Here is a 24,116-nt window from a genome sequence, read left to right as displayed (position 1 = left end):
ATAAACTAAAGGAGCATGTGTTTAAAATGTATTATCTTTTCTTTGAGAAGAAGAACAATATTATGTTCAGTATTTAAGTGAATTAATAACCCGCTGCCTGTCCATCTTTTCGGGATTCTGAAGCTCCATAATACACACCATCTTTTAGCATAATAGCTTGGTACCCTCCATATGGACCTAAGGCATATGATATTTTATGACCTTTAGATAATAAACTTCTAATGGTTTCATAAGAAATACCTGATTCTATGTGTAATGTGCCACCGTTGATCATATTTTCGCCAGTTGGTTGAGAAGACCCCATATGATTTATTCGAGGAGCATCACCTGCTTCTTGCAGATTCATCCCAAAATCGATCATGTTAACGATAATTTGTACATGACCTTGAGGTTGCATACCTCCTCCCATAAGACCAAAGCTCATAAAGGGTTTTCCATCCTTGGTTACAAATGCCGGAATAATAGTATGGAAAGGTCTTTTTTTAGGTTCATAAGTATTAAAGTGTCCCTCTTCTAATGAAAATAATTCACCTCTATCCTGTAGTATAAACCCAAGCTTTGTAGGTGTCATTCCGGACCCCATACCACGAAAATTACTTTGTATTAGAGAAACCATGTTGCCTTCCTCATCTGCTACAGTTAGATAGATGGTATCTCCATCATTAAGGTTTCCTACATCATAGGTTTTTGCGGCTTTATCAACGTTGATTAATTTTTTCCTTTTGGCTGCATATTCTTTAGATATAAGTTGCGTTACGGGAATGGTATTGAAGTCTGGGTCAGCATAGAATTTTGCCCGATCTTCATAAGCTAATTTTTTAGCTTCAGTAAGGATATGAAGATATTCTGGAGTTCCAAACCCCATTCCTTTAATATCATAATCTTCTAAAATATTTAGCATTTGTAATGCAGCAATTCCTTGTCCGTTTGGAGGTAATTCCCATACATCATATCCTCTGTAATTGGTTGAGACGGGTTCTACCCATTCTGAAGTATGATTTTTGAGGTCGTTATAGTTTAGAAACCCTCCATTATCTTTTATGTATTTTGCTATAGTTTTTGCTATATCACCTTTGTAAAAAGCATCTCTACCTTCTTTTGCAATTTTCTCTAACGTATTTGCCAGAAATGGATTTTTAAAAATTTCTCCTTTTTTGGGAGTAGCGCCATTAGGCATATAAGTATCAGAAAAGCCTGGATATTTTGATAAGAAAGCAGAGCTTCGGTGCATATAATAGGCTATTAATTCTGTAACAGGAAAACCTTCTCTGGCATAATTAATTGTAGGGTTTAAAATTTCCTGCATGCTTAATTTTCCAAATTTATTATGTAATTCATACCAACCATCTACGCATCCTGGAACTGAAACAGGAAGCGGACCGTGAGCAGGTATCTTTTTATGGTTGTTTTTCTTGAAGTACTCTAAAGTAAGTTTTTCTGGAGACCTTCCACTTGCATTAAGACCATGAAGCTTTTTTGTTTTTGCGTCCCAAACAATTGCAAATAAATCTCCTCCAATACCATTTCCAGTAGGTTCCATTAATCCTAACATTGCATTTGCAGCGATTGCAGCGTCTATTGCGTTTCCTCCGTTTTTAAGTATGTCAAGTGCAGTTTGTTTAGCTAATGGATGACTGGTTGCGGCCATACCGTGAGTTGCAATTATTTCTGATCTGGTAGTAAAATTTTTACCTGTAATTCGATCTTGAGAAGAGGTAATATTAACAAAAAGTAAAAGTAGAAAACAAAGCCCTATAGATAATTTCATGTGTGAGAATATTATAAAATATTCAAACAATATAAGAAATAAGAGATAATAAAGATTATTTCTTCTTCTTAAAAAATGGAATAAGGTAGCTTACTGAGTATCCATAACCTACACCAATACTACTAAAATCATTTGTTCTTCCAAATCCAGGAATGTAAAGGTTATCAAATCTATCAGGTTTTTTTTCGGTTATTAAGGTCCTTAAAGATACATTAGCTCCTAAATAGAGATTTCTGATAAGTTCTACCTTTATGCCCAGTACAAGTTCTGCCCAGCTAGCATTAAGGTCTTTAACTTCAATTTTATCAGTTATTGTATTGGGACCAAAGTAATTTGTGCCAGTAAAAATTGTATATTCATTAAGAGTCTGATCAAAGGTTGAAAATCCATAGCGTACACCTACATAGATATTGTTTTGCATTCCGTACCAGTTATCGTAGATATTATAGTCAACTCCTGCTCTAATATAGCTTCCAGAACCTTCTACTTCAATGTTTTCTTCATCTCTAACTAAAGACTCATTACCTACCTCGGCAGCAATATAGAAATTTTTATAAAACCTGTAATCTCCAACAATCTCAAAGCCAGAGTATTTATTGTCTACTGCAGAACGAATTATTCTTCCAAGATCAACACCTGCTCTAAAACCATATTTTTCTGCCGGAGGCAAAGTATCATTAGATTTAACCGGAAGTGTATCTTTGATTTTAGTGTTTTGTTCTTCTTGTCCATAGAAACAACAGGTTATTAATAGACTAATGAAAAATAAATACGTGTGCAGTTGTCTCATCGGTTACGTCTTCTCTTTGTATTGTTATATTTTTGATCCAACTCCCATCATCTCCAGCAACTGGAGGAGATATAGTCAATCCTTCATAGTTAATCTTAAATCCACAAGCACTACTTACATATTCTTCTACAGTTGTATATTGAATGCTTATGACGTCTGTATTAGCGGGTGTTTCTGGTTCGTTGGTCGTATTAGAATCTATAGTGAGTTCATAATCAGTAATAGAAGAATTAGTTCTAAGGGGTATTAAGATCGAATCAGTAACACTTCCTAGTGGGAATGGGTCTTCTACATCCATATCAACAGCTACAGCTTTTACTTGTAGCTCTGACGGAGCTTTTATTTCGGTACCATTATCAAAATCTATAAACTTAATAATAAGCAGTGGAGTTGTAGGAGTACCTTCTGCACAGATGTCATCTCGCTCACAACCTAAAATAAAAATTGAGCTTAGTGTAAATAATAAATATTTAAGTACTCTCATATAGCATCTTTTTCTAGCAAAATCATTTTTTAAATAGAGCTTTAGTGTTTGTTTGCAAAATGTTTTTTTAGACTTTTATTATTATACTTATAAAAATCATAATTTAAATGACCAAAAATATAAAAGATAAACCAATTCATATTAGTTATTTTTCAAAAATAAAAGACTCAAATAAAGTTCTAATGTTGCTTTGTTAAATAAAATCTAAAGATATTTTAATTGTTTGACTGTTTAATTTATTGTACAAAAAAAACCGGGAACTATGAGGTAAATTCCCGGTATAAACACTAGTGGAAAACGAAAAATTGATTTTGCTTCTAAAGAAAAGCCCCGAATCTTTCCACCGTGTTTTATCTCAAGTAAAAAAAGGGGTTGGGGGTAATTTATTTTAAAAACCGGGAACATGTTGCAGTTCCCGGTAACCGCAATAGAAAATGTAGAAGATTGCTACATCAAGTTGCCATAATCTAAAGGGTATACTTGTACTATTCTAGAAAAACTAAATTTTTTGCATTGGTGGTACAATCTTGATTAAAAGTAACCGTACAACTATAATAATTTCTTTGGTTTTTTCCTTCTATATCAATCCATTCAACATAATTTACAACGGTAAAAGTGGTGTCATTAATGATTCTTACATTTTCATCATTATTTCCAAAGGATGTAATAGTAGAGGATCTTAATCTTCTGTTAATGATAGAATGAGATGCAATTAATGCCTCTGATTTAGTAAAATAAAATGTACTTTTTTTATTTATTCCAGAATTGAATAATATTCTTTTGTCATTTGAGTGTGAACTAAGTAATACGGTTCCGGATGTTAATAAAATGCAAGTTAGAAAAAATATAAGGAGTCTTGTGACCAACTCTCTTTTTTTAAAATTTGGTGTTATCATGGGGGTAGCCTTGAAAAAGTAAAATAATTTGTGTGTAGAAAGGTTTATGGTAAACGAACATTAGCATTTTTAGCTTTTTGTTCTTTTTGATTTTCTATTTTTTTCCATTTGGAATAATTCTCTTTATCTCCAACTTTAAGAAAAGCATCGGCTACAAAACCGGCATGCATAGAGATTTCCAGATCAGATCCATTTCGTTTAATAATATTGTATTGTTCTATAGCATCTTGTACAACTTGATTTTTAGTTTCGTTAATTTGTTGATGAATCGTTTCGTCAGAACCTGTTGTAAACACGAAATAAATTAAAATTAGAAGAATGAAGATAAGAGGGATTTTTACCACATTTCTCATAGTTGTTAGTTTAAGTAAACTTCTGGTTTGACTATAAATTTATTGTAGTAGCAATCTTCGAGTACAAATGTAGGAAATAACGCATAATATTAAATACAGTCAAACCATTAACTTTTTACGGTAAAACCATCGAAATATTAAACGTAATTTAGTTTTATTTTGAATTCAAGATATTGAATTTCAGATTTTTAATTGTTTTTTGTTAAAGAAAATGAGATTATAACTAATTATGGCATTATTCATTAATAAATTAATGAATAATGCTGTAATAAAATATGAAATGATTAAAAAAATAGATGAAATGCGTGCAAAAATTTATATTCTCTAGTTTTTAAAATAAAACTAACGGTAGAATTTTAACGAATTTTTGAATTATCGTTTTTCGAGTAAAACGACGTTTTCAACATGATATGTTTGAGGAAACATATCTACGGGTTGCACTTTACTTATTTTATATTTTTCATCTAATAATGCCAGATCTCTAGCTTGTGTTGCGCTATTGCAACTAACATACACTATTTTTTCTGGAGAAATGTTTAGTAGTTGGCCAACAACATCTTTATGCATCCCATCCCTAGGCGGGTCTGTAATAACTACTTCTGGTTGACCATGTAATGCTATAAAATCTTTGGTGAAAACTTTTTTCATATCACCAACATAAAATTCTGTATTGTTAATGTTATTACGTTTTGCATTCTCCTTGGCATCTTCAATTGCTTCAGGAACAGCTTCTACACCAATTACTTTTTTAGCTTTTTTTGCAACAAATTGAGCAATAGTTCCCGTTCCTGTATATAGGTCATATACTAATTCTTCTCCTGTAAGATTAGCAAAATCTCGAGTTATTTTATACAACTCATATGCTTGTTTTGAATTGGTTTGATAAAAAGATTTCGCATTGATTTTAAAACGTAAATCTTCCATTTCCTCCTCAATATGATCTTTCCCTTTATAACAAATAACATCTTGATCATATATAGTATCATTACCTTTTGGATTAATTGTGTATTGTAATGAAGTAATTTCAGGAAATTCGGATGCAATATAATCTAATAAAAGTGATCTTTTTTCAACATCTTCATGAAAGAATTGTATTAAAACCATAATTTCTCCAGTTGATGCAATTCGAAGCATTAAAGTTCGTAGAAAACCTTGTTGTTTCCTTGCATTATAAAAGGAGAGGTTATTTTTTGTGGCAAATGCTTTTACTTTATTTCGTATAGCATTACTTGGATCTTCTTGAAGATAACATGTGTCAATATCGAGGATTTTATCCCACATTCCCGGGATGTGAAATCCCAATGCATTTCTATTTTCAATTTCAGTATTGCTTTGAATTTCTTCAAGAGTTAGCCATCTACTGTCGCTAAAAGAAAATTCCATTTTATTTCTATAGAAAAACTGATCTTCTGATCCAAGAATGTTACTTACTTCAGGCAATTCGACTTTACCCAGACGAGTCAAATTATTTACTACTTCTTGTTGTTTATATGCTAATTGATGTTCATATCCCATAAATTGCCATTTGCACCCTCCACAGGTACCAAAATGCTTACAGGTTGGATCAACACGCTTATCTGATTTTTTATGAAAAACAGTTGCACTGCCTTCATAAAAAGCTTTTCTTTTTTTTGTAGTTTGAATATCTACAATATCTCCTGGTACTGCATTATTAATGAATATAACTTTTCCATCAGGAGCTTTAGCAATACTCTTGCCTTTTGAACCTGCGTCAATAACCTCTATCTTTTCAAAGACTTGTCTTCTGTTTTTTCTTGCCATGGCGCAAAAATAAGAATAGAAAAGATATACTTATTAATTATTCGGGATATCTTATAAAAAAGAAACAAAAAAATGAACCTATTTCATTTTTCTACGTCTATAGTATAAAGGTTAGTATGACAAATACCAATAAAACATTCGATTCTTTGTTGGTTTTACAATGCCAATCCGGAAACAGAAAAGCTGCAGCAATTCTTGTTAAAAGGTGGCATGTGAAATTATGCAAGCAAGCCTATTGGTATACCAATGATATTGAAAACTCAAAGGATATTGCTCAAGATAGCTGGAGTGTTATATTGCAAAAAATTGGTAGCCTGAAAGACCCTAATAGTTTTGGGAGTTGGGCATTGACGATTGTGACTAGAAATGCTATTAATTGGTTACGTAAACATAAAAAAGAATTAGAGAGTTTAAATAGTTACCATTATGATCATAAAAATTCAACAAATGAATACGATCATAATGATTCAGATCCTTCTATTCTATTAAAGAAGTCGATTAAAAAGTTACCTCATAATCAACAGTTAGTACTTCACCTTTTTTACTTAGAAGAATATAGCATCAAGCAAATAAGCGAGATTATAAACGTTTCGGCAGGTACAGTTAAATCGCGTTTGTTTAACGCTAGAGAAAAATTGAAATTAATTCTAAAAAATAGAAATCATGGATAATAAAATGAAAGATATTGATCAATTGATTAAAGAGACATTGACTCAGGAAGAGGCAAAGTTTTATGACGAACTAGATGAGCAGAACCTTATTGATATGGTGGGAGGGCTCTTTAATACCAGGCATAGATGGGTTATGATAATGATGATAATTGTGAATATTATTGCATTTGTACTTTTCATTTATTGTCTTATTCAGTTTCTAAATACTGATAATACGAATGAACTTATCAAATGGGGTAGCGCAGGTTTTTTCTGTATTATGATAACAGCATTATTGAAGTTATTTTCTTGGATGCAAATGGATAAAAATGCATTATTAAGAGAAATTAAAAGATTAGAACTACAAGTGTCCTCTTTGGCAGGTGAAAAACCTTAATAGAATAAGGCAACATACTTGGTGATTTTAAAATAGAAATTAACTGAATTCGTAATATATACCTCTGATCCTAAGTGTTTTTCTTGTTTTATTTAAAAGTACCCCGTCCTTTCTGATAATTTGATAAAGATTTAGTAATTTGCGGCTCTCTTAGGGATGATTTCTCTCCCACGCTGAATTTTCGAGACTTATCGAAAGGATAAAGGTATAGAAGGAATGGTTATTTTATAAATTTAAATTAGTAAAAAATGGCTGTTTTAGACAAGTTAAATTCACAACAAGCAATCGATTTAGAAAACAAGTATGGAGCTCATAATTACCATCCGTTACCCGTGGTTTTAAGCCGAGGTGAAGGTGTATATGTATGGGACGTAGAAGGAAAAAAATACTATGATTTTTTAAGTGCATATTCTGCGGTAAATCAAGGACATTGCCACCCTAAAATTGTGGGTGCAATGGTAAATCAAGCACAAACATTAACGTTGACATCTCGAGCTTTTTATAATGATAAGTTAGGAGAGTACGAGAAATTTGCTACCGAATTTTTTGGTTTTGATAAACTGTTACCAATGAATACTGGTGCAGAAGCGGTAGAGACAGCATTGAAGCTTTGTAGAAAATGGGCATATGAAAAGAAAGGTATTTCAGAGAATGAAGCTCAAATTGTAGTATGCGAAAATAATTTTCACGGAAGAACAACAACCATCATATCATTTTCAAATGATCCTGTAGCCAGGAAAAACTTTGGACCATATACAGCAGGGTTTATTAAAATAGAATATGATAATCTTGTTGCATTAGAAGATGCATTAAAAAACAATAAAAATGTAGCAGGCTTTTTAGTAGAACCAATACAAGGAGAAGCAGGAGTATATGTGCCTTCTGAAGGGTATTTGGCAAAAGCAAAAGAACTTTGTGAAAAGTATAATGTATTATTCTTGGCAGATGAAGTACAAACTGGTATTTCCAGAACAGGAAGATTATTAGCTACTTGTGGAAATTGTTCATGTGATGATAAAAATTGTTCTGGAGAGCCTAATGTAAAACCTGATATTTTGATATTAGGAAAAGCACTGAGTGGAGGGGCGTATCCTGTTTCTGCTGTTTTTGCTGATGATCATATTATGGAAGTAATAAAACCAGGTAATCACGGAAGTACATTTGGAGGAAACCCTATTGCTGCTGCTGTAGCAGTAGCTGCTTTAGAAGTGGTTAGAGATGAAAAGCTTGCTGAGAATGCTTTCGAAATGGGAAAACTATTTAGATCAGAATTAAACAAGTATATAGAGAATTCTAAAATAGTTAATCTAGTTCGTGGTAAAGGATTATTAAATGCTATTGTAATTAATGATGATGAAGAGAGTGAAACCGCATGGAATATTTGTGTTGCACTTAAAGAAAATGGTCTTTTAGCAAAACCAACTCATGGAAATATCATTCGTTTTGCACCGCCACTAATAATGAATAAAGAGGAATTGATGGATTGTGTAAATATTATTACAGAAACATTGAAAGAATTTGAGTAAAGAAATAAGTATTGTGCAAATTAAAAAAGGAGATTACTTAGTAATCTCCTTTTTTAATTTAACATATAGTCTACTGATTCATTATTTCTGACCAAGGCATTAAAGCTGCTCCCATAAATATGATATATACTATAATTATAAGAAGGTATAAAGAACTCATTATAGTACCAATGATTGCACAAATTCTTCCGGCTTTTAGATTTTCATAACCCATATATAGTTCCGGGTTAGCATTATATAATTCAATAGATCTTTTTGCAATTACTAAAGCTATAATTCCAAATATTAGACCAAGAATTCCATAGCAAAAACAGGTAACGATTGAAACAATACCGAATATTAAGACCAAAGTAGCATTTGGCAGTTGTTGTTTAGTTTGCATATTAAATGATTAGAATTTAATGAAATAATGTGCAATGATAAGTATACTATTTAAGATATAAAAATAGGTTAGGGTTTTGGCGCCATTTTTAAAGTTAAAAACAAGATGGGCTATTAAATATATCATCATGCATATCATAGGAATGAGAGCAGGATACATTAAAAAAGAAGCCTTTATATTACCTTTTAATAGTAAAATGAAACTACGCTGAAGACCACATCCAAGGCAATCAATTCCAATCAACTGTTTAGTAGGGCATTGTAATATGTTGGATTCAAGAAAACTAATAATTTCTTTCATGTAAAATAAAAGTCATTTTTTTGATAATAACTTTTTTTCATCAGAGATTACGGAGCAAGAATATTAAAAGGGTAAATGTCTATATTCCTTAATATCCAAAACAAAATTATTATGATCCCTATGTATATAGGAGTTTTAGGGTGGTATAAAATGTTGTAATAATTCTTATTCCAATACTTATTAATGGTATTTACAGAGGTGTTATATATAATGGTACCTAGTCCCAAAATATATAGTGCATTATAATTAAGGGTTTCCATAATTTCAAAATGCAACAGTTGATGTAAGGCACGTTGACTGCCACATCCAGGGCAATGAAAGCCTGTTAATGTATGAAATGGGCATTTTGGAAAAAAATTAACCTCTGTAGGATTGGAGAAATAATATAGGGATAGGAGTATGCATACTCCTATCCCTATAAATACATGTTTGTATTTCATTTAGTATCCACCATTTCCTAATATTGCTCCTCCCATTCCTAAAGCAAACATTAGTATATAAATTACTAAAATTACAACGCCTCCAATTAGCCCATACTTCATCCATTTTTTTGCATCATCTGATGCTTTTTGTGCTTCTGCATGATTACCTGCATCAAATGCAGAGTTCACTTTTGTTGCGTTAATGATTGCAACAATTCCAAGTGGTAAGCAACAGAAAAGAGTTACTAAAATAGATTCTACTAGGTAATTTTTTGGTCTTGCTTGACTAGTTTCCATAAATTTGATTTTAGTTATAAAAAAAGTTTATTTGTAGTAACAATACTGTTAATACAAGAAAGATTAAGGGAATTGTTAGGATATATTTTTATCCAAACAATTAAATTATTATTATTTATAAAATTATGATCCAGTTGATCTTCTGATTTCCTCTAACATATCCATATATCCATCTGCTCCTCCCATTACTAAAAGAACTATACCATAAACAAAAGAGATTATACATAGCACTAAACCAATAATCGCTAATATTTTTCCAGTCTTTACATTTTCATAACCACTGTATATTTCTGGATTTTCTGAATATACTGCGGTAGCCTTTTGTGCTAGTACTAAAGCGATAATTGCAAAAATTATACCTATAACCCCATAACAACAACAACCAAAAATCGATATAATACCAAAAACAAGAATAAGGGTAGAGTTGGGTAATGTTTGTTTTTCCATAGTTTGATTAGTTAAAATGAACTTTCATTTTGATAACATAGCTTATAATCATAGTAAGCGCCGTAAAAATCATTAAACCTACCTTAATAGATTTCCCATTTTTGAATTGAATAAAAAAGTTGAAACCAATAAATGCCAGTAAAAGCATTAATGGATATATCGCGGGGTACATATGAAAAGCTGCAGAGAACTCTCCTTTTAATAACAGTACGATTGATCTCTGCATACCGCAGCCTAAACAATCAACACCAAATAACTTTTTATTTAAACAAGGAAGCATGTATTTTTCCAAGGGCAATATTTTACTATTTGTTATGTGCAATATACATAATTAAGTTATTTAAAATATTTAGAGGATTAAAAATCTATTATTTAATATTTTTGCAGGTATGAATTATAATAAATTTAAAAAGATTATAAGTGTACTTTTTATTGTTTTAGGAACAATAGCAGTTATTAGTGAAATTTCTTCTTCAGTAAAGAATTATTATATTCAAATCATTGGAGTCGTTTTTTTAATGTCTGGAGTATTTCTAGTCAATACGAATGTGAAATCAAAAACAGAAGTTGATGCATATCAACATGTTGAAGAAGAAGAAGAGTAGATATGATAAAGTTGGGAGATATAGTATCGGTGCTGGATGAACCTATTACAGGAAAGGTTGTTGGGCTAACTACGGAGGAAGTGACTATTGAAACTGAAGATGATTTTGATATGACTTTTTTAATAAAAGAAGTAGTGAAAATTGAATCTGAAGATATAATTATTCCTTCATATGAAGAAGTGAATAGAAATTTACAAGAGAAAGAGGTTTTTAAAAAGAAGCCTAAAAGACCTATGGTAAAACCAAAGGAACGTCATATTCCTCCTATGGAAGTGGATTTGCATATCCATAAATTAACAAAATCAACAAAAGGAATGACTAATTACGATATGGTTACATTGCAATTAGATACAGCAAAAAGACAATTAGATTTTGCAATTCATAAACGTATACCAAAAGTGGTATTTATTCATGGAGTAGGTCAAGGAGTTTTAAAAGAAGAGCTTACTTATTTGTTAGGTAGATATGATAATGTTAGGATCTCTGATGCCGATTATAAAAAATATGGGTTAGGTGCAATGGAGATTTATATCGTCCAAAATCCTAAATAAGTTATTTAGTAATAGTAATTTCATCATTGCCAAATTCTAGTACTTCCTGTCGTATGGCAATATCAGGTCCTTCCAAAGTAATGTCGTTAAGAGTAAAGGTTCTGGTATATGTAGCTTCAGTCATAGTCTCACTTAGTAAAGTATACTTAATTTCTGCATTTCCATTAGAGCTTATTAATTCCTGAGTTACCGTGATGTCTCCAGGAGGTACACTGCTACAAAAATACTCACTGCCATTAATAGCAGTATCGAATTGCCTATAGATCAAAACATTTGCAGTACCATCAAGTGTTATGGTTAATGTTAACTCTTCATTGTCTGGGATAGTATTTAACTCAAAAACAGTACTTGTAAAACTAAGCGATATGGATTGATTGATCTCAGAATCTGTTTTAAAAAAAACAAAAGTATCATTACTTTGATTAGAACAATTTTCTAAAGGAGCAGTAAAATTACTAATATCATTTTCGATAATATCTCCTTCACTACAGCTAATCAAAAGAGTGAAAATAATAAGGAAAAATACTTTATTCATAATTATATTCTAGTGTATTCTACATTTTTTTTGTAGTCTTAGGAATGGTGCGATCTCTAAAACCAAATTTAAATTCTCCGTCCTGGAAATTATCTGTGTTGCCATTAAGAATAAGATTGTTTATTTCTAAAATAGCTCTAAAAGTAGTTTGCACAGTATTATCAAGAGCAGGTTCTACAGTTACAACAGGAGGTTGAATAGTATTGTCTAAGTAATATAAATTATTAGAAGCATCTCTGTCATCCCTAGGATTTCCATTTTGATCTGCATCTTCATTTCTAGTCAGAACACCATCATTATCATCATCTTCTTCAAGATAGTCTGGTATGCCATCTCCATCAGTATCTCTAGGACTATCATCATTAGGAATACCATTTTGCAACTCTACACTCGTTAGGATATTGTCATTATCGTCATCCTGATCCTTATAATTAGGGATACCATCTCCATCAGTATCAAATATAGATTCTAATGTGTCACAGATACCATCCTCATTGGTGTCAGGACAGGTGGGGCCGGCCTGGCTTCCATTAGCAGTACTGTCCTGATAGTTTGGGATCTGATCATTGTCTATATCTCCTAAGGGGTCAATACCTCCAGATTCATCGATTGGATCTACACCATCATCATCATCTTCGGTAATGATTTCATTTGTGATTTCTGCAGTACCAGAGGATCCAATTAGTTCTTCAATAATCCTAATGTCACTAGATGGTACATTAGAGCAATAATATGTTGCGGTGACAGGGATGTTAAAAGTTCTGTAAATTAAATCATTAGTTCCATCAGTAAGGTCGATTATTATCGAAGATGTCGTAGGTATAGTGTCAGAGAATATTTCGCTTATAAAATTATAGGAAATAGCTTCATTGTTACTTTCGTTAATTTTAAAAAAGACAAATTCATTTTCTTTTGCTCCCTCGCAAAATTGTAAATCAACATCATCAAACTCAAAACTTGTAATTATTATATCTCCATCGTCGCAAGAAGACAACAGTACCATTGAAAAAAGAAAAGAAAATAGCTTTTTCACCTAATTAAAATTTATATGTATTAAAATCATTTATTTCTACTCTTAAGGACGAATGAAAATAGAAAATGTTCTGATTTTATAATGTTTTAACAATTTCTGACAAAAGTAAAGGAATTGAAAGATTATAACGAGCCTGGCTGAAAATAATTTTATTTAAACTAATTTTGTATTCTTAAAATTTCTCCAATAATCAGTTTATATATTTAATTATTTTGTTTTATGCAAAAGGTTTATTTTGATAATGCAGCCACTACGCAATTACGACCAGAAGTTATCACAAAGATGGTTTCAGTTTTAGAAGAGGATTTTGGAAATCCGTCTTCTACCCATGGGTATGGACGTTCTGCTAAGAACCATATAGAACATACACGAAAAAATATAGCCAGTCGTCTTGGGGTTAGTGCCTCAGAGATTATATTTACATCTGGAGGTACAGAAGCTGATAATCTTGTAATAAATAGTGCAGTAAGAGATCTTGGAGTACGTCATATAATTACTTCAAAAATAGAACATCATGCAGTACTACATACTGTACAAGAAATCGAAACTCGTACAGAGGCATCAGTGAGTTATGTAAGCGTACAAAAAAATGGAGCTATTGATTATGAGCACTTAGAATCTCTACTTGATAAATCAAATGATAAAACTCTAGTAAGTCTGATGCATATTAATAATGAGGTTGGAACAATGCTTGACATAGAGCGCGTTGGGGATTTATGTAAAAAGTATAATGCGCTTTTTCATAGTGATATGGTACAGTCAATTGGACATTATGAAGTTGATTTTAACAAGATACATGTGGATTTTACAGCGGTGAGTGCGCATAAATTTCATGGTCCAAAGGGAGTGGGGTTTGCTTATATAAGAAAAAATTCTGGGCTGAAACCATTGATTTTTGGTGGAGAGCAAGAAAGAGGGTATAGAGCTGGAACCGAAAGTGTACATAATATCGTGGGAATGGATGAAGCACTGCGACTTTCTTATGAAAACCTAGAACAAGAAAAGAACTATATAATAGAGTTAAAACAATACTTTGTAGAAACGTTAAAACATAATATTAAAGGAGTAAAATTTAATGCAGACTGCTGCACTGCTGGGCATAGTACATATACATTAATCAATATTTGTCTCCCGGTTTCTAATGAGAAGGCAGGAATATTACTATTTCATTTAGATATTAATGGTATAGCCAGTTCTAAAGGAAGTGCTTGTCAGAGTGGAAGTAGTAAAGGCTCACATGTCCTAACTGAAATTCTTTCTGAAGATGATATGCAAAAACCCTCTGTGCGTTTTTCTTTTTCGAAGTATAATACTAAAGAAGAAGTAGATTATACGGTAGATGTGTTAAAAAAGTTTATTGAGAGTTAATACAATCATTTTAAAACTTCATTCCGAGTCTAACATTAAAAACTCTTGGGGTCAGAAAATTTGGAATTGCAAATTGGCGCTGAGTTGAAGCATCTCTTACAAAGGTATTTGTGATTGAATTTTGATTGTCAAAAATATTATAAATTTCGAACCCAAGACTTAATTCTCTGAACGTATTAAGAAAATGACCTTTTCTAAGTCTTTTATTTTTATCTACTACAACATATGATATTCCTAAGTCAGCTCTTCGATAGTCTCTTAATCGGGTCTGAAAATCATAAGGATCAGCATAACTAGGAGATCCGCCTGGTACTCCTGTTTGATATACCATATTTAAGTACATTTTTAGACTAGGTATAGTTGGTACATAATCCTGGAACAGCACTCCGATTTTTAACCTTTGATCTGTAGGTCTTGATATATACCCGCGATTATCAATGTTCTCTTCTGTTTTTAAATACCCAAGACTTACCCAGCTCTCAGTTCCGGGAACAAATTCTCCATTTAATCTAAGATCTAGCCCATAAGCATATGCTTCTGCATTATTTCTTGCTCGATATCGTATTCTTACGTTTTCGATTGTATATGGATTTACGTCAGTCAATTTTTTATAATAGGCTTCTGTTGTAAGTTTAAAAGGTCTTTTCCACATAGAAAAGCTATAATCATTACCCAAAACGATGTGTATGGACTGCTGGGCTTTTACTTCTGGTCTAACTACACCCAAAGAATCTCTTAGCTCTCTGTAAAAAGGAGGTTGATGGTATAACCCGCCAGAAGCTCTAAAAATCATTTCAGCTTTCCAGTTTGGTTTAATTGCAATTTGTGCTCTTGGACTAAATACAATTTGAGAATCACTACTGTTAACTGTATTTCCTGAAATATTCCAGTGATGAGACCGTATGCCAATATTTGCCCAAATTTCATTTTCTTTTATATGTGAACGTAAGCTATATTGAGCATATCCCGAAATGCGATCAATTTTTGCTTTATTTGTTGCTCTAACACTAGTAAATGGAACAATTGGACTAACGAATGGAGTATAAGGTTGATCATTTATAAAGTCAGAAATTGGTGGACGTATAGAAAAACCAGCAGAATCAATGATTTCAAATTCTTGTAATCGATCTCTGATATCTTCTGATGTGTATTTTACACCCCAGTCAAATTGATGCTTGTCTGCGGTATAGGTTCCTTTATGTTCTATATTGAAAATTAAGGCGTCCAGATCATTCCTGGCATGAGTTAATTGGGATCCGATCCCTTCACTAAATTCTACCTGACCTAAGTCTTCACTTCCAATATCAGTATTTACAGTCCCTAAAGCGTAAGCTGCAAAAATATCATAATGCTCTTGTTCTTGTGTATGATAAGCTGATGTAATTAACTTTAATGTTAGATTGTCATTAGGTTTATAAGTTCCTTTAAACGCTCCAAAATAAGTTTCGTATCGATCTTCTTCCTGTCCGTCATAAAGCACTGTTAAAGCTTGTACTGTTTGCAAGGTTCCAAAATTCACTTGTTCTCGTAAAGGCTCGTAATCATAGGTGTTAAGCGCTACATTGCCTAAAAAACCTAGTTCAAACTTATCAGAGAAATTATAGGAAAGGTACGTTTGTACATCAGCAAATCTCGGTTGGAAATTAGTTTCAGTATTTCTTGCGTCTACCAATAGGCTGTTATCTCTATATCGAACACCAACAATAGCAGCCAATTTTTTGTTTTTAGAAATTCCGCCAGCAGAAACACTGCCCCCCAATAGACTTAAGTTGGCTGTTGCTCCTAATCGCGTAGGTCTTTTGTAAGTGATATCTAGAACAGATGAAAGTTTATCTCCATATTTTGCCTGAAAACCTCCGGCAGAAAAATCTACATTACGAACCAAGTCTGTGTTAACAAAGCTTAGCCCTTCTTGTTGACCTGATCTAATTAAAAAAGGTCTGTATACTTCAATCTCATTAACATATACCAGGTTTTCATCAAAATTTCCTCCCCGAACAGAGTATTGTGTACTTAATTCATTGTTAGAACTTACACCAGGTAAACTTTTAAGAAGGCCTTCTACACCTGCATTAGCAGAAGGGGTAGAGCGTATGGTCTCTGGGTCTAATGTAGTGATTCCTTCCACTACTTTTCTTTCCCTACCTGAGATAACTACCGTGCTGATTTGTTCAACATCTGTCTTTAGTACTGGGTTTAATTCATATTCCTGATTTTCCTGGAGATTAATAGTGAACAGAAGATTTTTTAAACTTATGTGCGATATATTGATTTCAACATCTTGATTGGCAGGTATTCTAAGTTGATATACCCCATTTTTATCAGACAGAGTACCCGAATTATCGTAAGTGATATTAGCACCTTGAACTGGAATATTATTTTCATCTAGAACTACACCTTTAATCGTAGCATTTTGAGCCGAAGTTGAAATACTGATTAAAATCAGCGAAATCAGAAGGAAGAAAAATTGATTTTTCAAAAAGTATTTAGGTTTTAAGGTTTTCTAAAAAATGTGGTTTCGAATGTTGCTCTATTTCCTACATTATCTAACACCACAAGTTTAAAATTATTTTCTGAATCTGTGATAATTTTATCATTGAAATCATAAACCAACATTCCTGTTTTATAGTCATATTCTAATAAAATGAATTTTCCATTTATAGTTCCTCTATAATTTTTTATTCCTGATTCAGAATCATTAATCTTTATTTTAAGGTGAGTTGCCTTAGATATCCATTTCTTATTGGCAACATTGATGGGGACTATTGTTGGTTTTTGTTGATCAGAAAATAAGGAATACGTCCCAAAAGTTCTTGTTCTTGTAGAAAAACGGTTTCCTTTTTTTGAAGTTCTGGAATAGTATGGCTTCTTAGAACCATTTATTCTTCCGATATAAAGTTTCTTTTTGTCTTCTTCAGTATAACGAGATACATCAAAAACTAATGTCATATTTTTATGTAATGGGGTCGCGTTATTATGAATTTTTGCTTTTTCGCCATTAACTGAAATATCAAGATAGGTATCTTCATACAGACTGCCTTTTGGAATCAATAGATCAAAAATACCTTTACTATAAGTGAAATTTTCGCTTGTTTTAGCAAAGTCTGGCGTTGTAATGATCTCTTTCTTGATAATAGGGTCAACTTTTTTCCCTTGTAGAGGAACTAATATGGTTACTTTATTGTTTTTAAAATCTCTTACATGGATTTTATAATTATAGGACAATCCATCTTCAGCTGTAAGTATACCTTTATTAATACTACTTTTAAAAATGGTTAAAGGATTATTTTTTTCAATAAATAGTTTGGTTATTCTACTACGATGATTTTTATAGTAAGCATAGTCTATAAGTCGATTTGCATATCGTGTTTCGGCAAAAGAAAATCGATTCATCTCTAATCTTAAATTCTTTTCTCCATTAATTTCTGTTACAATTTCATAGATACCATTACTATTTGTTGCCAAATCTTGTTTGTCAATGGTAGAAATTCCGAATCCAATTTTTCCAAAAACATTTACATTTTCTGCTTTAAAATTTCCATCTTCTTGAGGAGTTAATTTTAATTTTACGGGTTTTTGGACGCCATTAATATGAGTGTTTTTATCCAAACTATATGCCCATAGACTATTTATAATGGGTTTTTTTGTGTCTTTTACTTCTATGCCAAAAATCATAGGATTCATTGGTCTTGATCTTGGATCTCTAATTTCAAAATGAAGGTGTGGTCCAGAACTTCCTCCGGTATTACCGCTATATGCAATAATATCGCCTTGTTTTACGAGTAAAGAACCAGATTTAGGAAAAAGCTCTATTTCATAAGATTCTTTAGCGTATTGTCTTTCTTTTACAAAAGCCTCTATTTCTGGTGAAAACTTTTTTAAATGAGCATATACACTGGTATATCCATTTGGATGAACAACATATAAAGCTTTTCCATATCCTCCATGTGAAATCTTAATTCTACTTATTCTACCAGACGCAGATGCATAAACGTTAAGTCCTTCTTCTCCAAGGGTTTTCATGTCTAGTCCAGAATGGAAATGATTGGATCTTAATTCTCCAAACGTACCTGATGCTGTAATAGGGATTTCTAATGGGTGAATGAAATAATCTTTTGGAAGATCTTTTTGCCCATAACAAAGGGAGAAACTTAGTAAACTGAAAATTAAAAATTTATACATATAAGGGGAAAATATATGAATGTTTGTCAATTGTCTATAAAACTACTTATTTTTTTGGTAGGTTAGGTAATTTTTAATGCTTGATTAACTGCGTCGTTTAAATACCCACCAGAAATGATTTTGGTTCTAACATTATTAACGTTACTTTTCATTTCTTTATATTCTTCTACTGATAAATTATCAAGAATATCACTCAATTGATCTAAATTAGATATCGTAAAGCCAATATTATTTTCTTTAATAAATGAACTGATAGCTGCTTGATCCCAAACAATAACTGGCAATCCGCATAAGATATACAAGGAAGTTTTGTGTGGATTGTTGTACTTGAGATACTGTCCATATTGTCCACTACATTCTTCTGTTGAAATACCATCCCAGACTAGCCCAAATGAACCTTTGATATGATAGGCCACGACATCAGAAGGAAATGCACCTTCATAGGATAGAACAGATTCTTCTTTAGAAATTTTTAGTTTTTGATAATCAAAACCTATACCGTATAGGTTCATCTTAAAATTCTTTTCATTAAGAGTATCAAGATCGTATATGTAAGAGTTTTTACCTTCACCAAATCCACCTGCATACACTATTTCATGAGGTTTTTCTCCCTGGTTATTATCATTTTGATCAGGAAGTCCATCTTTGAGAATATAATCAAAGATACCGAGTACAATAATAGGTATTTTAACACCTTGTTCAAGAAACCAGTTTTTCATAGCATCGTTATGAACAATAATGGCATTGGATGTAATAATTTTCTTTAATTCTTTATCTGCATTACCAGTTCTTCCTTTTAAAAATCGAACATCATGAACTATAGTAATAATTTTACACTTTTTGAGCTTTGCCATGAATAAGACATACCCTCTAAATTTATTTAATGGGTATTGAGTGCATAATGTGCTTTTATATGGTAATCTTAATAAAGCATATGTTATGCCTAAAAAGTTTTTGATAGTACCTATTGCAGAATTTGGTATTGAAGATTGTTTGAATCCGAGATTTTTGAATCCCATTTGCGCAAGAATAGACTCACAATCTGTTTTTGCTTTTCCAGCAGCATTAAAAAGAGATTTGTAATTTCTGGAAATAAAATATCCCATCATATAAATATATCGATTTGTGGCTTGAAAGATACATACATTTTATTTTTTATACCCTATCATATAAGGATTATCAAGTTGTGATTTTTTCATCTTATAAATATGCACGTAAATTAGCTATAAATGTATTAGTTTTGAAAATTGAAATTGAAATAGAAGCTTCTTAAGAAAAAACAAGTAGAGTGAAAGAAAAAAAATATGATTATCTGATTGTAGGGGCAGGATTATTTGGAAGTGTTTTTGCTCACGAAATGACCAAACACAATAAAAAATGTTTGGTAATTGATAAACGAGAACATCTTGGAGGCAATGTATATTGTGAACAAAAAGAAGGAATTAATGTACATAAGTATGGGGCTCATATTTTTCATACAAATGATAAGCGAATTTGGGATTATGTAAATCAATTTGCAACATTTAATAATTATATAAATTCTCCTCTATCATTGTCAAAAGGAAAGTTATATAACTTACCGTTTAACATGAATACTTTTTATCAATTATGGGGGACCAAAACACCTCGGGAAGCAAAAGAGATAATTGATGGGCAGATAAAGGAATATGGTGTGAAATCTCCTAAAAATCTTGAGGAACAAGCCTTATCATTAATAGGTAAAGATATTTATGAAACCTTTATCAAAGAGTATACAGAGAAACAATGGGGGACTAAAGCCACAGATTTACCGGCTTTTATTATTAAAAGGTTGCCAGTTAGATATACATATAATAATAATTATTTTAATGATATTTATCAAGGCATACCAATTGGAGGTTACAATACTATCATTAATGGTTTATTGGAAGGTATCGAAACAAAAACTAACATTGATTTTTTTGAAGATAGAGTAGCGTTAGAATCTTTGGCAGATAAAGTGGTTTATACAGGTAAGATAGATGAGTTTTTTGATTATAAGTATGGACAATTAGAATATAGGTCATTACGATTTGAGCATGAATTGCATGATGTAGAAAATTATCAGGGAAATGCAGTTGTTAATTATAATGATTCAGAGTACAAGTTTACTAGGATTATAGAACACAAACATTTTGAATTTGGAAAACAGGATAAAACAATCATAACAAGAGAATACCCCGAAAGTTGGGATAGAGGTAAAGAAGCATATTATCCAATTAATAACGATAGGAATCAAGATGTGTTTAAGAAGTACAAAGAAGAATCAAAGAAATCTAAACATGTTATTTTTGGCGGAAGATTAGCAGAATATCGTTACTATGATATGCATCAGATAATAGCATCATCCTTGACTAAAGTAGAAGAAATATTAAAGATTGAAGTATAATAAGGGATAGCATTAAAATTAGTTTAAAAACTATTGGGTTTTTTCAATTGGTATGTTAACTTTGTGTAACGAAGTATTGTGTAAAAGTTATCAATGAGTGATTTAATTGAAATTATTGATTCTCTTGAAAATAGAATAAGTAAGTTGCTTCATAAGCATGAATTATTGAAACAACAAAATACAGATCTAAAAGAGAAAATTGTTGCATTAGAGTCCAATTCAGAGGATCAGGCAGATCAATTAAAGCATTGGGAAGAAAAATTCAGTGCCCTCAAAAATGCTAATGCAATGCTAGGCAGTGACGAACATAAAAGAGAAACAAAGCTCAAAATAAACGCTTTAATAAGAGAGATTGATATGTGTATTGCTCAACTCTCTGAGTAAATAAAGTATGGCAGATAAGCTTAAAATTAAATTATCTATTGCAGACAGAGTGTATCCATTGACAATTAACCCTGATCAAGAGGAAGGTTTACGGAAGGCTGCAAAAAAGATAGAAGTTATGATTAAGCAATTTGAGCAAAGTTATGCGGTTAGAGATAAGCAAGATGTATTAGCAATGTGTGCTTTGCAATTTGCTGCACAAGTAGAACAAAAGACTATAGATAAAGATGATGATATGATTAATGTGGCAAATAGATTGAATGAATTAAACGATTTGCTACATGATCATTTATCATAACGTTCTTTAAAATAAATAAAGGTTACTGCCTGCACTAGTTGTTATTTTGATAAACTCAACAAGAATTATTTAAAAAGGGTGAGTTTAAGTTGTAAAAGCGCGCCGCCATAGAGCGGATTCTTGAGCAATTTGTTAGCCCTAAACCTGTTTTTACAGAGTTTATACAGAACCTTTGCTAGTGCAGGCTTTTTTTATATACAAACACTAACACAAATTATGGATAATAATATTATATTTTTGATAGTTGCCGGGATCGCAGGATTGGTGATAGGATTTATCATCGCTAAAGTCTTGGAGCGCAGCAAAGCATCAGAAATGATTAAAAGTGCTAAGAAAACTTCTGAAAGCATAATAAGAGACGCAAAAAGCGAAGGGGAGACCATTAAAAAGGATAAAATTTTACAAGCTAAAGAAAGATTTATAGAGTTAAAATCTGAACATGAAAAAGTAATATTATCCAGAGATAAAAAAATTGCAGAAGCCGAGAAGAGAACTAGAGATAAAGAATCTCAAGTTTCTAATGAATTATCAAAAAGTAAAAAGCTAAACACAGAGTTAGAAGAAAAAATAAAAGAGACACAACAACGTCAAGATTATTTAGAAAAGAAACAAAGTGAACTTAAAAAATTACATAAAAGCCAGGTACAGCAATTAGAAGTGATATCAGGTTTGTCTGCAGAAGAGGCAAAAGAACAGTTGGTAGAATCTTTAAAAGGACAGGCAAAAACTGATGCCATGGCCGTGATTCAAGACACCATAGAAGAAGCTAAATTAACTGCGCAGCAAGAAGCTAAAAAAGTCATTATTAATACAATTCAAAGAATTGGGACAGAAGAGGCAATAGAGAACTGTGTTTCTGTATTTAATATCGAAAGTGATGATGTAAAAGGTAGAATTATAGGTCGAGAAGGAAGAAATATCAGAGCAATTGAAGCTGCAACCGGAGTAGAAATTATAGTTGATGATACCCCAGAAGCTATTATCTTATCATGTTTTGATTCTGTAAGGAGAGAAGTAGCTCGTTTATCTTTACATAAATTAGTAACCGATGGAAGGATTCATCCAGCGCGAATTGAAGAGGTCGTAAGAAAAACCAGAAAACAAATTGATGAAGAAATCATCGAAGTAGGAAAACGTACCGTAATCGATCTTGGAATACATGGATTACATCCAGAGTTAATTAAGACTATAGGAAGAATGAAATACAGATCTTCTTATGGGCAGAATCTTTTACAGCATTCTAGAGAAGTAGCAAAATTATGTGGAGTAATGGCTGCAGAATTAGGATTAAATCCTAAACTAGCGAAGAGGGCAGGGTTGCTTCATGACATAGGGAAAGTTCCTGATACTGAAACCGAGGTGCCGCATGCTATATTAGGAATGCAATGGGCAGAAAAATACGGTGAAAAGAAAGAAGTTTGTAATGCGATTGGTGCTCACCATGATGAAGTAGAAATGACTTCTTTGATTTCTCCAATAGTTCAGGTTTGTGATGCGATTAGTGGAGCAAGACCAGGAGCAAGACGTCAGGTGTTAGATTCTTATATACAAAGACTAAAGGATTTAGAAGGTATAGCCTTTGGATTTGATGGAGTTAAAAAAGCGTATGCAATTCAAGCAGGAAGAGAATTACGAGTAATTGTAGAAAGCGAAAAGGTAAATGATGAAAAAGCAGCTAGTCTTTCATTTGAAATTTCTCAAAAAGTCCAAACAGATATGACATATCCAGGTCAGGTAAAAGTAACAGTGATAAGAGAAACAAGAGCGGTAAATATAGCTAAGTAAATAAGCTTGAAATCTAATATAAAAAAAGAGCAGTCATTATAGATAACTGCTCTTTTTGTATTTATATATTTTTTGATATGGGTTGATTAATCCTTATATTTTTTAATGATTTCATTTTTCCAGTTTAATGCAGCTTCTATAGTGTCAAATTGTTTAAATTCCTTTCCGAAAAATATTTTTTCAACTTTAGTTTGCATGATTTGTTTCGGATCGTTTGATACAACAGCAAATCCTACTAAGTTTTTGATTTTAGCCGTCTCTAAATATATGGTTGGATTTACAGCATAGGAGTTAATCCTATGGGTAAGATATACAAAAGGTTTATTTTTAAAATGTTTTTCTACAACTTGTAATAAAATGGTATTGTGCTCAGGAGAAACTGTAATTCCAGCTTTCATTACAGCTTTTATATAGTCATTATAAATTTCTATATGACAAAAATCAAAATTATATGAAGTAACCATTTAGTATGCC

28 protein-coding genes and 1 other RNA gene are annotated in these 24,116 nt (G+C 31.9%); 11 read left to right on the top strand and 18 right to left on the bottom strand.

Annotated features, from left to right (window positions below; translation table 11 throughout):
* Window positions 1-82: 82 nt before the first annotated feature.
* The 6 genes from ggt to rlmD form a co-directional block, all read right to left on the bottom strand.
* On the bottom strand, window positions 83-1,768 hold the full coding sequence (gene ggt / locus FOF46_RS12325; RefSeq protein ID WP_143916652.1) for a gamma-glutamyltransferase: 1,686 nt from the start codon (window positions 1,766-1,768) through the stop codon (window positions 83-85).
* A gap of 55 nt (window positions 1,769-1,823) precedes the next feature.
* The gene (locus FOF46_RS12320; RefSeq protein ID WP_109435272.1) at window positions 1,824-2,558 is read right to left on the bottom strand and encodes a DUF6048 family protein; all 735 of its coding nucleotides are present in this window, start codon (window positions 2,556-2,558) and stop codon (window positions 1,824-1,826) included.
* Window positions 2,524-3,042 (bottom strand): DUF6452 family protein, encoded by a 519-nt coding sequence (locus FOF46_RS12315; protein ID WP_109435273.1) that lies wholly within the window; start codon window positions 3,040-3,042, stop codon window positions 2,524-2,526. The genes FOF46_RS12320 and FOF46_RS12315 overlap by 35 nt, the downstream gene beginning before the upstream one ends.
* A 485-nt stretch (window positions 3,043-3,527) precedes the next feature.
* Window positions 3,528-3,938, bottom strand: coding sequence for a hypothetical protein (locus FOF46_RS12310; RefSeq protein ID WP_109435274.1), 411 nt, complete (start codon window positions 3,936-3,938; stop codon window positions 3,528-3,530).
* A 44-nt stretch (window positions 3,939-3,982) separates the two neighbouring features.
* Window positions 3,983-4,291 (bottom strand): hypothetical protein, encoded by a 309-nt coding sequence (locus FOF46_RS12305; RefSeq protein ID WP_109435275.1) that lies wholly within the window; start codon window positions 4,289-4,291, stop codon window positions 3,983-3,985.
* Window positions 4,292-4,663: 372 nt separating this feature from the next.
* On the bottom strand, window positions 4,664-6,073 hold the full coding sequence (rlmD, locus tag FOF46_RS12300) for a 23S rRNA (uracil(1939)-C(5))-methyltransferase RlmD (protein WP_143916651.1): 1,410 nt from the start codon (window positions 6,071-6,073) through the stop codon (window positions 4,664-4,666).
* 116 nt (window positions 6,074-6,189) lie between these two features.
* Between rlmD and FOF46_RS12295 the strand changes: the two genes are divergently transcribed.
* The 3 genes from FOF46_RS12295 to rocD all read left to right on the top strand — a co-directional run bounded on the left by FOF46_RS12295 (window position 6,190) and on the right by rocD (window position 8,646).
* Window positions 6,190-6,744, top strand: a complete 555-nt coding sequence (locus FOF46_RS12295; protein ID WP_143916650.1) for an RNA polymerase sigma factor — start codon at window positions 6,190-6,192, stop codon at window positions 6,742-6,744.
* Window positions 6,737-7,120: a DUF6768 family protein gene (locus tag FOF46_RS12290; RefSeq protein ID WP_109435278.1), complete on the top strand. Its 384-nt coding sequence runs from the start codon at window positions 6,737-6,739 to the stop codon at window positions 7,118-7,120. The genes FOF46_RS12295 and FOF46_RS12290 overlap by 8 nt, the downstream gene beginning before the upstream one ends.
* A 248-nt stretch (window positions 7,121-7,368) precedes the next feature.
* Window positions 7,369-8,646, top strand: a complete 1,278-nt coding sequence (gene rocD / locus FOF46_RS12285) for an ornithine--oxo-acid transaminase (protein WP_143916649.1) — start codon at window positions 7,369-7,371, stop codon at window positions 8,644-8,646.
* 70 nt (window positions 8,647-8,716) lie between these two features.
* On the opposite strand, the gene FOF46_RS12280 is transcribed toward rocD, so the two are convergent.
* The 6 genes from FOF46_RS12280 to FOF46_RS12255 all read right to left on the bottom strand — a co-directional run bounded on the left by FOF46_RS12280 (window position 8,717) and on the right by FOF46_RS12255 (window position 10,720).
* Window positions 8,717-9,028: a CCC motif membrane protein gene (locus tag FOF46_RS12280; RefSeq protein WP_109435280.1), complete on the bottom strand. Its 312-nt coding sequence runs from the start codon at window positions 9,026-9,028 to the stop codon at window positions 8,717-8,719.
* A 9-nt stretch (window positions 9,029-9,037) separates the two neighbouring features.
* Window positions 9,038-9,328 carry a DUF2752 domain-containing protein gene (locus FOF46_RS33060; protein WP_109435281.1) on the bottom strand — a complete coding sequence of 97 codons (291 nt, stop codon included), beginning with the start codon at window positions 9,326-9,328 and terminating at the stop codon, window positions 9,038-9,040.
* Between the two features lie 47 nt (window positions 9,329-9,375).
* Window positions 9,376-9,768 carry a DUF2752 domain-containing protein gene (locus tag FOF46_RS12270; RefSeq protein ID WP_143916648.1) on the bottom strand — a complete coding sequence of 131 codons (393 nt, stop codon included), beginning with the start codon at window positions 9,766-9,768 and terminating at the stop codon, window positions 9,376-9,378.
* On the bottom strand, window positions 9,769-10,047 hold the full coding sequence (locus tag FOF46_RS12265; protein ID WP_109435283.1) for a CD225/dispanin family protein: 279 nt from the start codon (window positions 10,045-10,047) through the stop codon (window positions 9,769-9,771).
* Between the two features lie 123 nt (window positions 10,048-10,170).
* Window positions 10,171-10,494, bottom strand: a complete 324-nt coding sequence (locus tag FOF46_RS12260; protein WP_109435284.1) for a CCC motif membrane protein — start codon at window positions 10,492-10,494, stop codon at window positions 10,171-10,173.
* Between the two features lie 7 nt (window positions 10,495-10,501).
* On the bottom strand, window positions 10,502-10,720 hold the full coding sequence (locus FOF46_RS12255; RefSeq protein WP_416372465.1) for a DUF2752 domain-containing protein: 219 nt from the start codon (window positions 10,718-10,720) through the stop codon (window positions 10,502-10,504).
* A gap of 163 nt (window positions 10,721-10,883) precedes the next feature.
* Between FOF46_RS12255 and FOF46_RS12250 the strand changes: the two genes are divergently transcribed.
* Together FOF46_RS12250 and FOF46_RS12245 are read left to right on the top strand one after the other, a co-directional pair.
* Window positions 10,884-11,099, top strand: coding sequence for a hypothetical protein (locus FOF46_RS12250; RefSeq protein ID WP_109435286.1), 216 nt, complete (start codon window positions 10,884-10,886; stop codon window positions 11,097-11,099).
* Between the two features lie 2 nt (window positions 11,100-11,101).
* On the top strand, window positions 11,102-11,650 hold the full coding sequence (locus tag FOF46_RS12245) for a Smr/MutS family protein (protein WP_143916647.1): 549 nt from the start codon (window positions 11,102-11,104) through the stop codon (window positions 11,648-11,650).
* Between the two features lies 1 nt (window position 11,651).
* On the opposite strand, the gene FOF46_RS12240 is transcribed toward FOF46_RS12245, so the two are convergent.
* Both FOF46_RS12240 and FOF46_RS12235 read right to left on the bottom strand, forming a co-directional pair.
* Entirely contained in the window at window positions 11,652-12,185 is a 534-nt protein-coding gene (locus tag FOF46_RS12240; RefSeq protein ID WP_143916646.1) for a hypothetical protein, read from the bottom strand.
* A 19-nt stretch (window positions 12,186-12,204) separates the two neighbouring features.
* Window positions 12,205-13,218 (bottom strand): hypothetical protein, encoded by a 1,014-nt coding sequence (locus FOF46_RS12235; RefSeq protein ID WP_143916645.1) that lies wholly within the window; start codon window positions 13,216-13,218, stop codon window positions 12,205-12,207.
* A gap of 219 nt (window positions 13,219-13,437) precedes the next feature.
* Between FOF46_RS12235 and FOF46_RS12230 the strand changes: the two genes are divergently transcribed.
* Window positions 13,438-14,586, top strand: coding sequence for a cysteine desulfurase family protein (locus FOF46_RS12230; protein ID WP_143916644.1), 1,149 nt, complete (start codon window positions 13,438-13,440; stop codon window positions 14,584-14,586).
* 10 nt (window positions 14,587-14,596) lie between these two features.
* Here the strand turns inward: FOF46_RS12230 and FOF46_RS12225 are convergent, their stop codons facing one another.
* From FOF46_RS12225 to FOF46_RS12215, 3 genes are all read right to left on the bottom strand, one after another.
* Window positions 14,597-17,065: a TonB-dependent receptor gene (locus tag FOF46_RS12225; RefSeq protein ID WP_143916643.1), complete on the bottom strand. Its 2,469-nt coding sequence runs from the start codon at window positions 17,063-17,065 to the stop codon at window positions 14,597-14,599.
* Window positions 17,066-17,079: 14 nt separating this feature from the next.
* Complete coding sequence (locus FOF46_RS12220; RefSeq protein WP_143916642.1) at window positions 17,080-18,768, bottom strand: M23 family metallopeptidase; 1,689 nt, start codon at window positions 18,766-18,768, stop codon at window positions 17,080-17,082.
* 62 nt (window positions 18,769-18,830) lie between these two features.
* Window positions 18,831-19,877 (bottom strand): glycosyltransferase, encoded by a 1,047-nt coding sequence (locus FOF46_RS12215; RefSeq protein WP_143916641.1) that lies wholly within the window; start codon window positions 19,875-19,877, stop codon window positions 18,831-18,833.
* 179 nt (window positions 19,878-20,056) lie between these two features.
* On the opposite strand from FOF46_RS12215, the gene glf reads away from it, so the two are divergent.
* From glf to rny, 5 genes are all read left to right on the top strand, one after another.
* A complete protein-coding gene (gene glf / locus FOF46_RS12210; RefSeq protein ID WP_109435294.1) occupies window positions 20,057-21,175 on the top strand; it encodes a UDP-galactopyranose mutase in 1,119 nt (372 codons plus the stop codon).
* A 93-nt stretch (window positions 21,176-21,268) separates the two neighbouring features.
* Window positions 21,269-21,559 carry a hypothetical protein gene (locus FOF46_RS12205; RefSeq protein ID WP_109435295.1) on the top strand — a complete coding sequence of 97 codons (291 nt, stop codon included), beginning with the start codon at window positions 21,269-21,271 and terminating at the stop codon, window positions 21,557-21,559.
* A 7-nt stretch (window positions 21,560-21,566) separates the two neighbouring features.
* Window positions 21,567-21,857 (top strand): cell division protein ZapA, encoded by a 291-nt coding sequence (locus FOF46_RS12200; RefSeq protein ID WP_109435296.1) that lies wholly within the window; start codon window positions 21,567-21,569, stop codon window positions 21,855-21,857.
* Between the two features lie 53 nt (window positions 21,858-21,910).
* Window positions 21,911-22,018: non-coding RNA, 6S RNA (gene ssrS / locus FOF46_RS12195), on the top strand.
* A gap of 55 nt (window positions 22,019-22,073) precedes the next feature.
* Window positions 22,074-23,642, top strand: coding sequence for a ribonuclease Y (rny, locus tag FOF46_RS12190; RefSeq protein ID WP_109435373.1), 1,569 nt, complete (start codon window positions 22,074-22,076; stop codon window positions 23,640-23,642).
* Window positions 23,643-23,728: 86 nt separating this feature from the next.
* On the opposite strand, the gene FOF46_RS12185 is transcribed toward rny, so the two are convergent.
* Window positions 23,729-24,106, bottom strand: a complete 378-nt coding sequence (locus FOF46_RS12185) for a hypothetical protein (RefSeq protein ID WP_109435297.1) — start codon at window positions 24,104-24,106, stop codon at window positions 23,729-23,731.
* Window positions 24,107-24,116: the final 10 nt, after the last annotated feature.

This window comes from Aquimarina algiphila (assembly GCF_007489275.1).
Taxonomy (GTDB): Bacteria; Bacteroidota; Bacteroidia; order Flavobacteriales; family Flavobacteriaceae; genus Aquimarina; species Aquimarina algiphila.
This window is presented reverse-complemented; position numbering and strand designations above follow the sequence as displayed.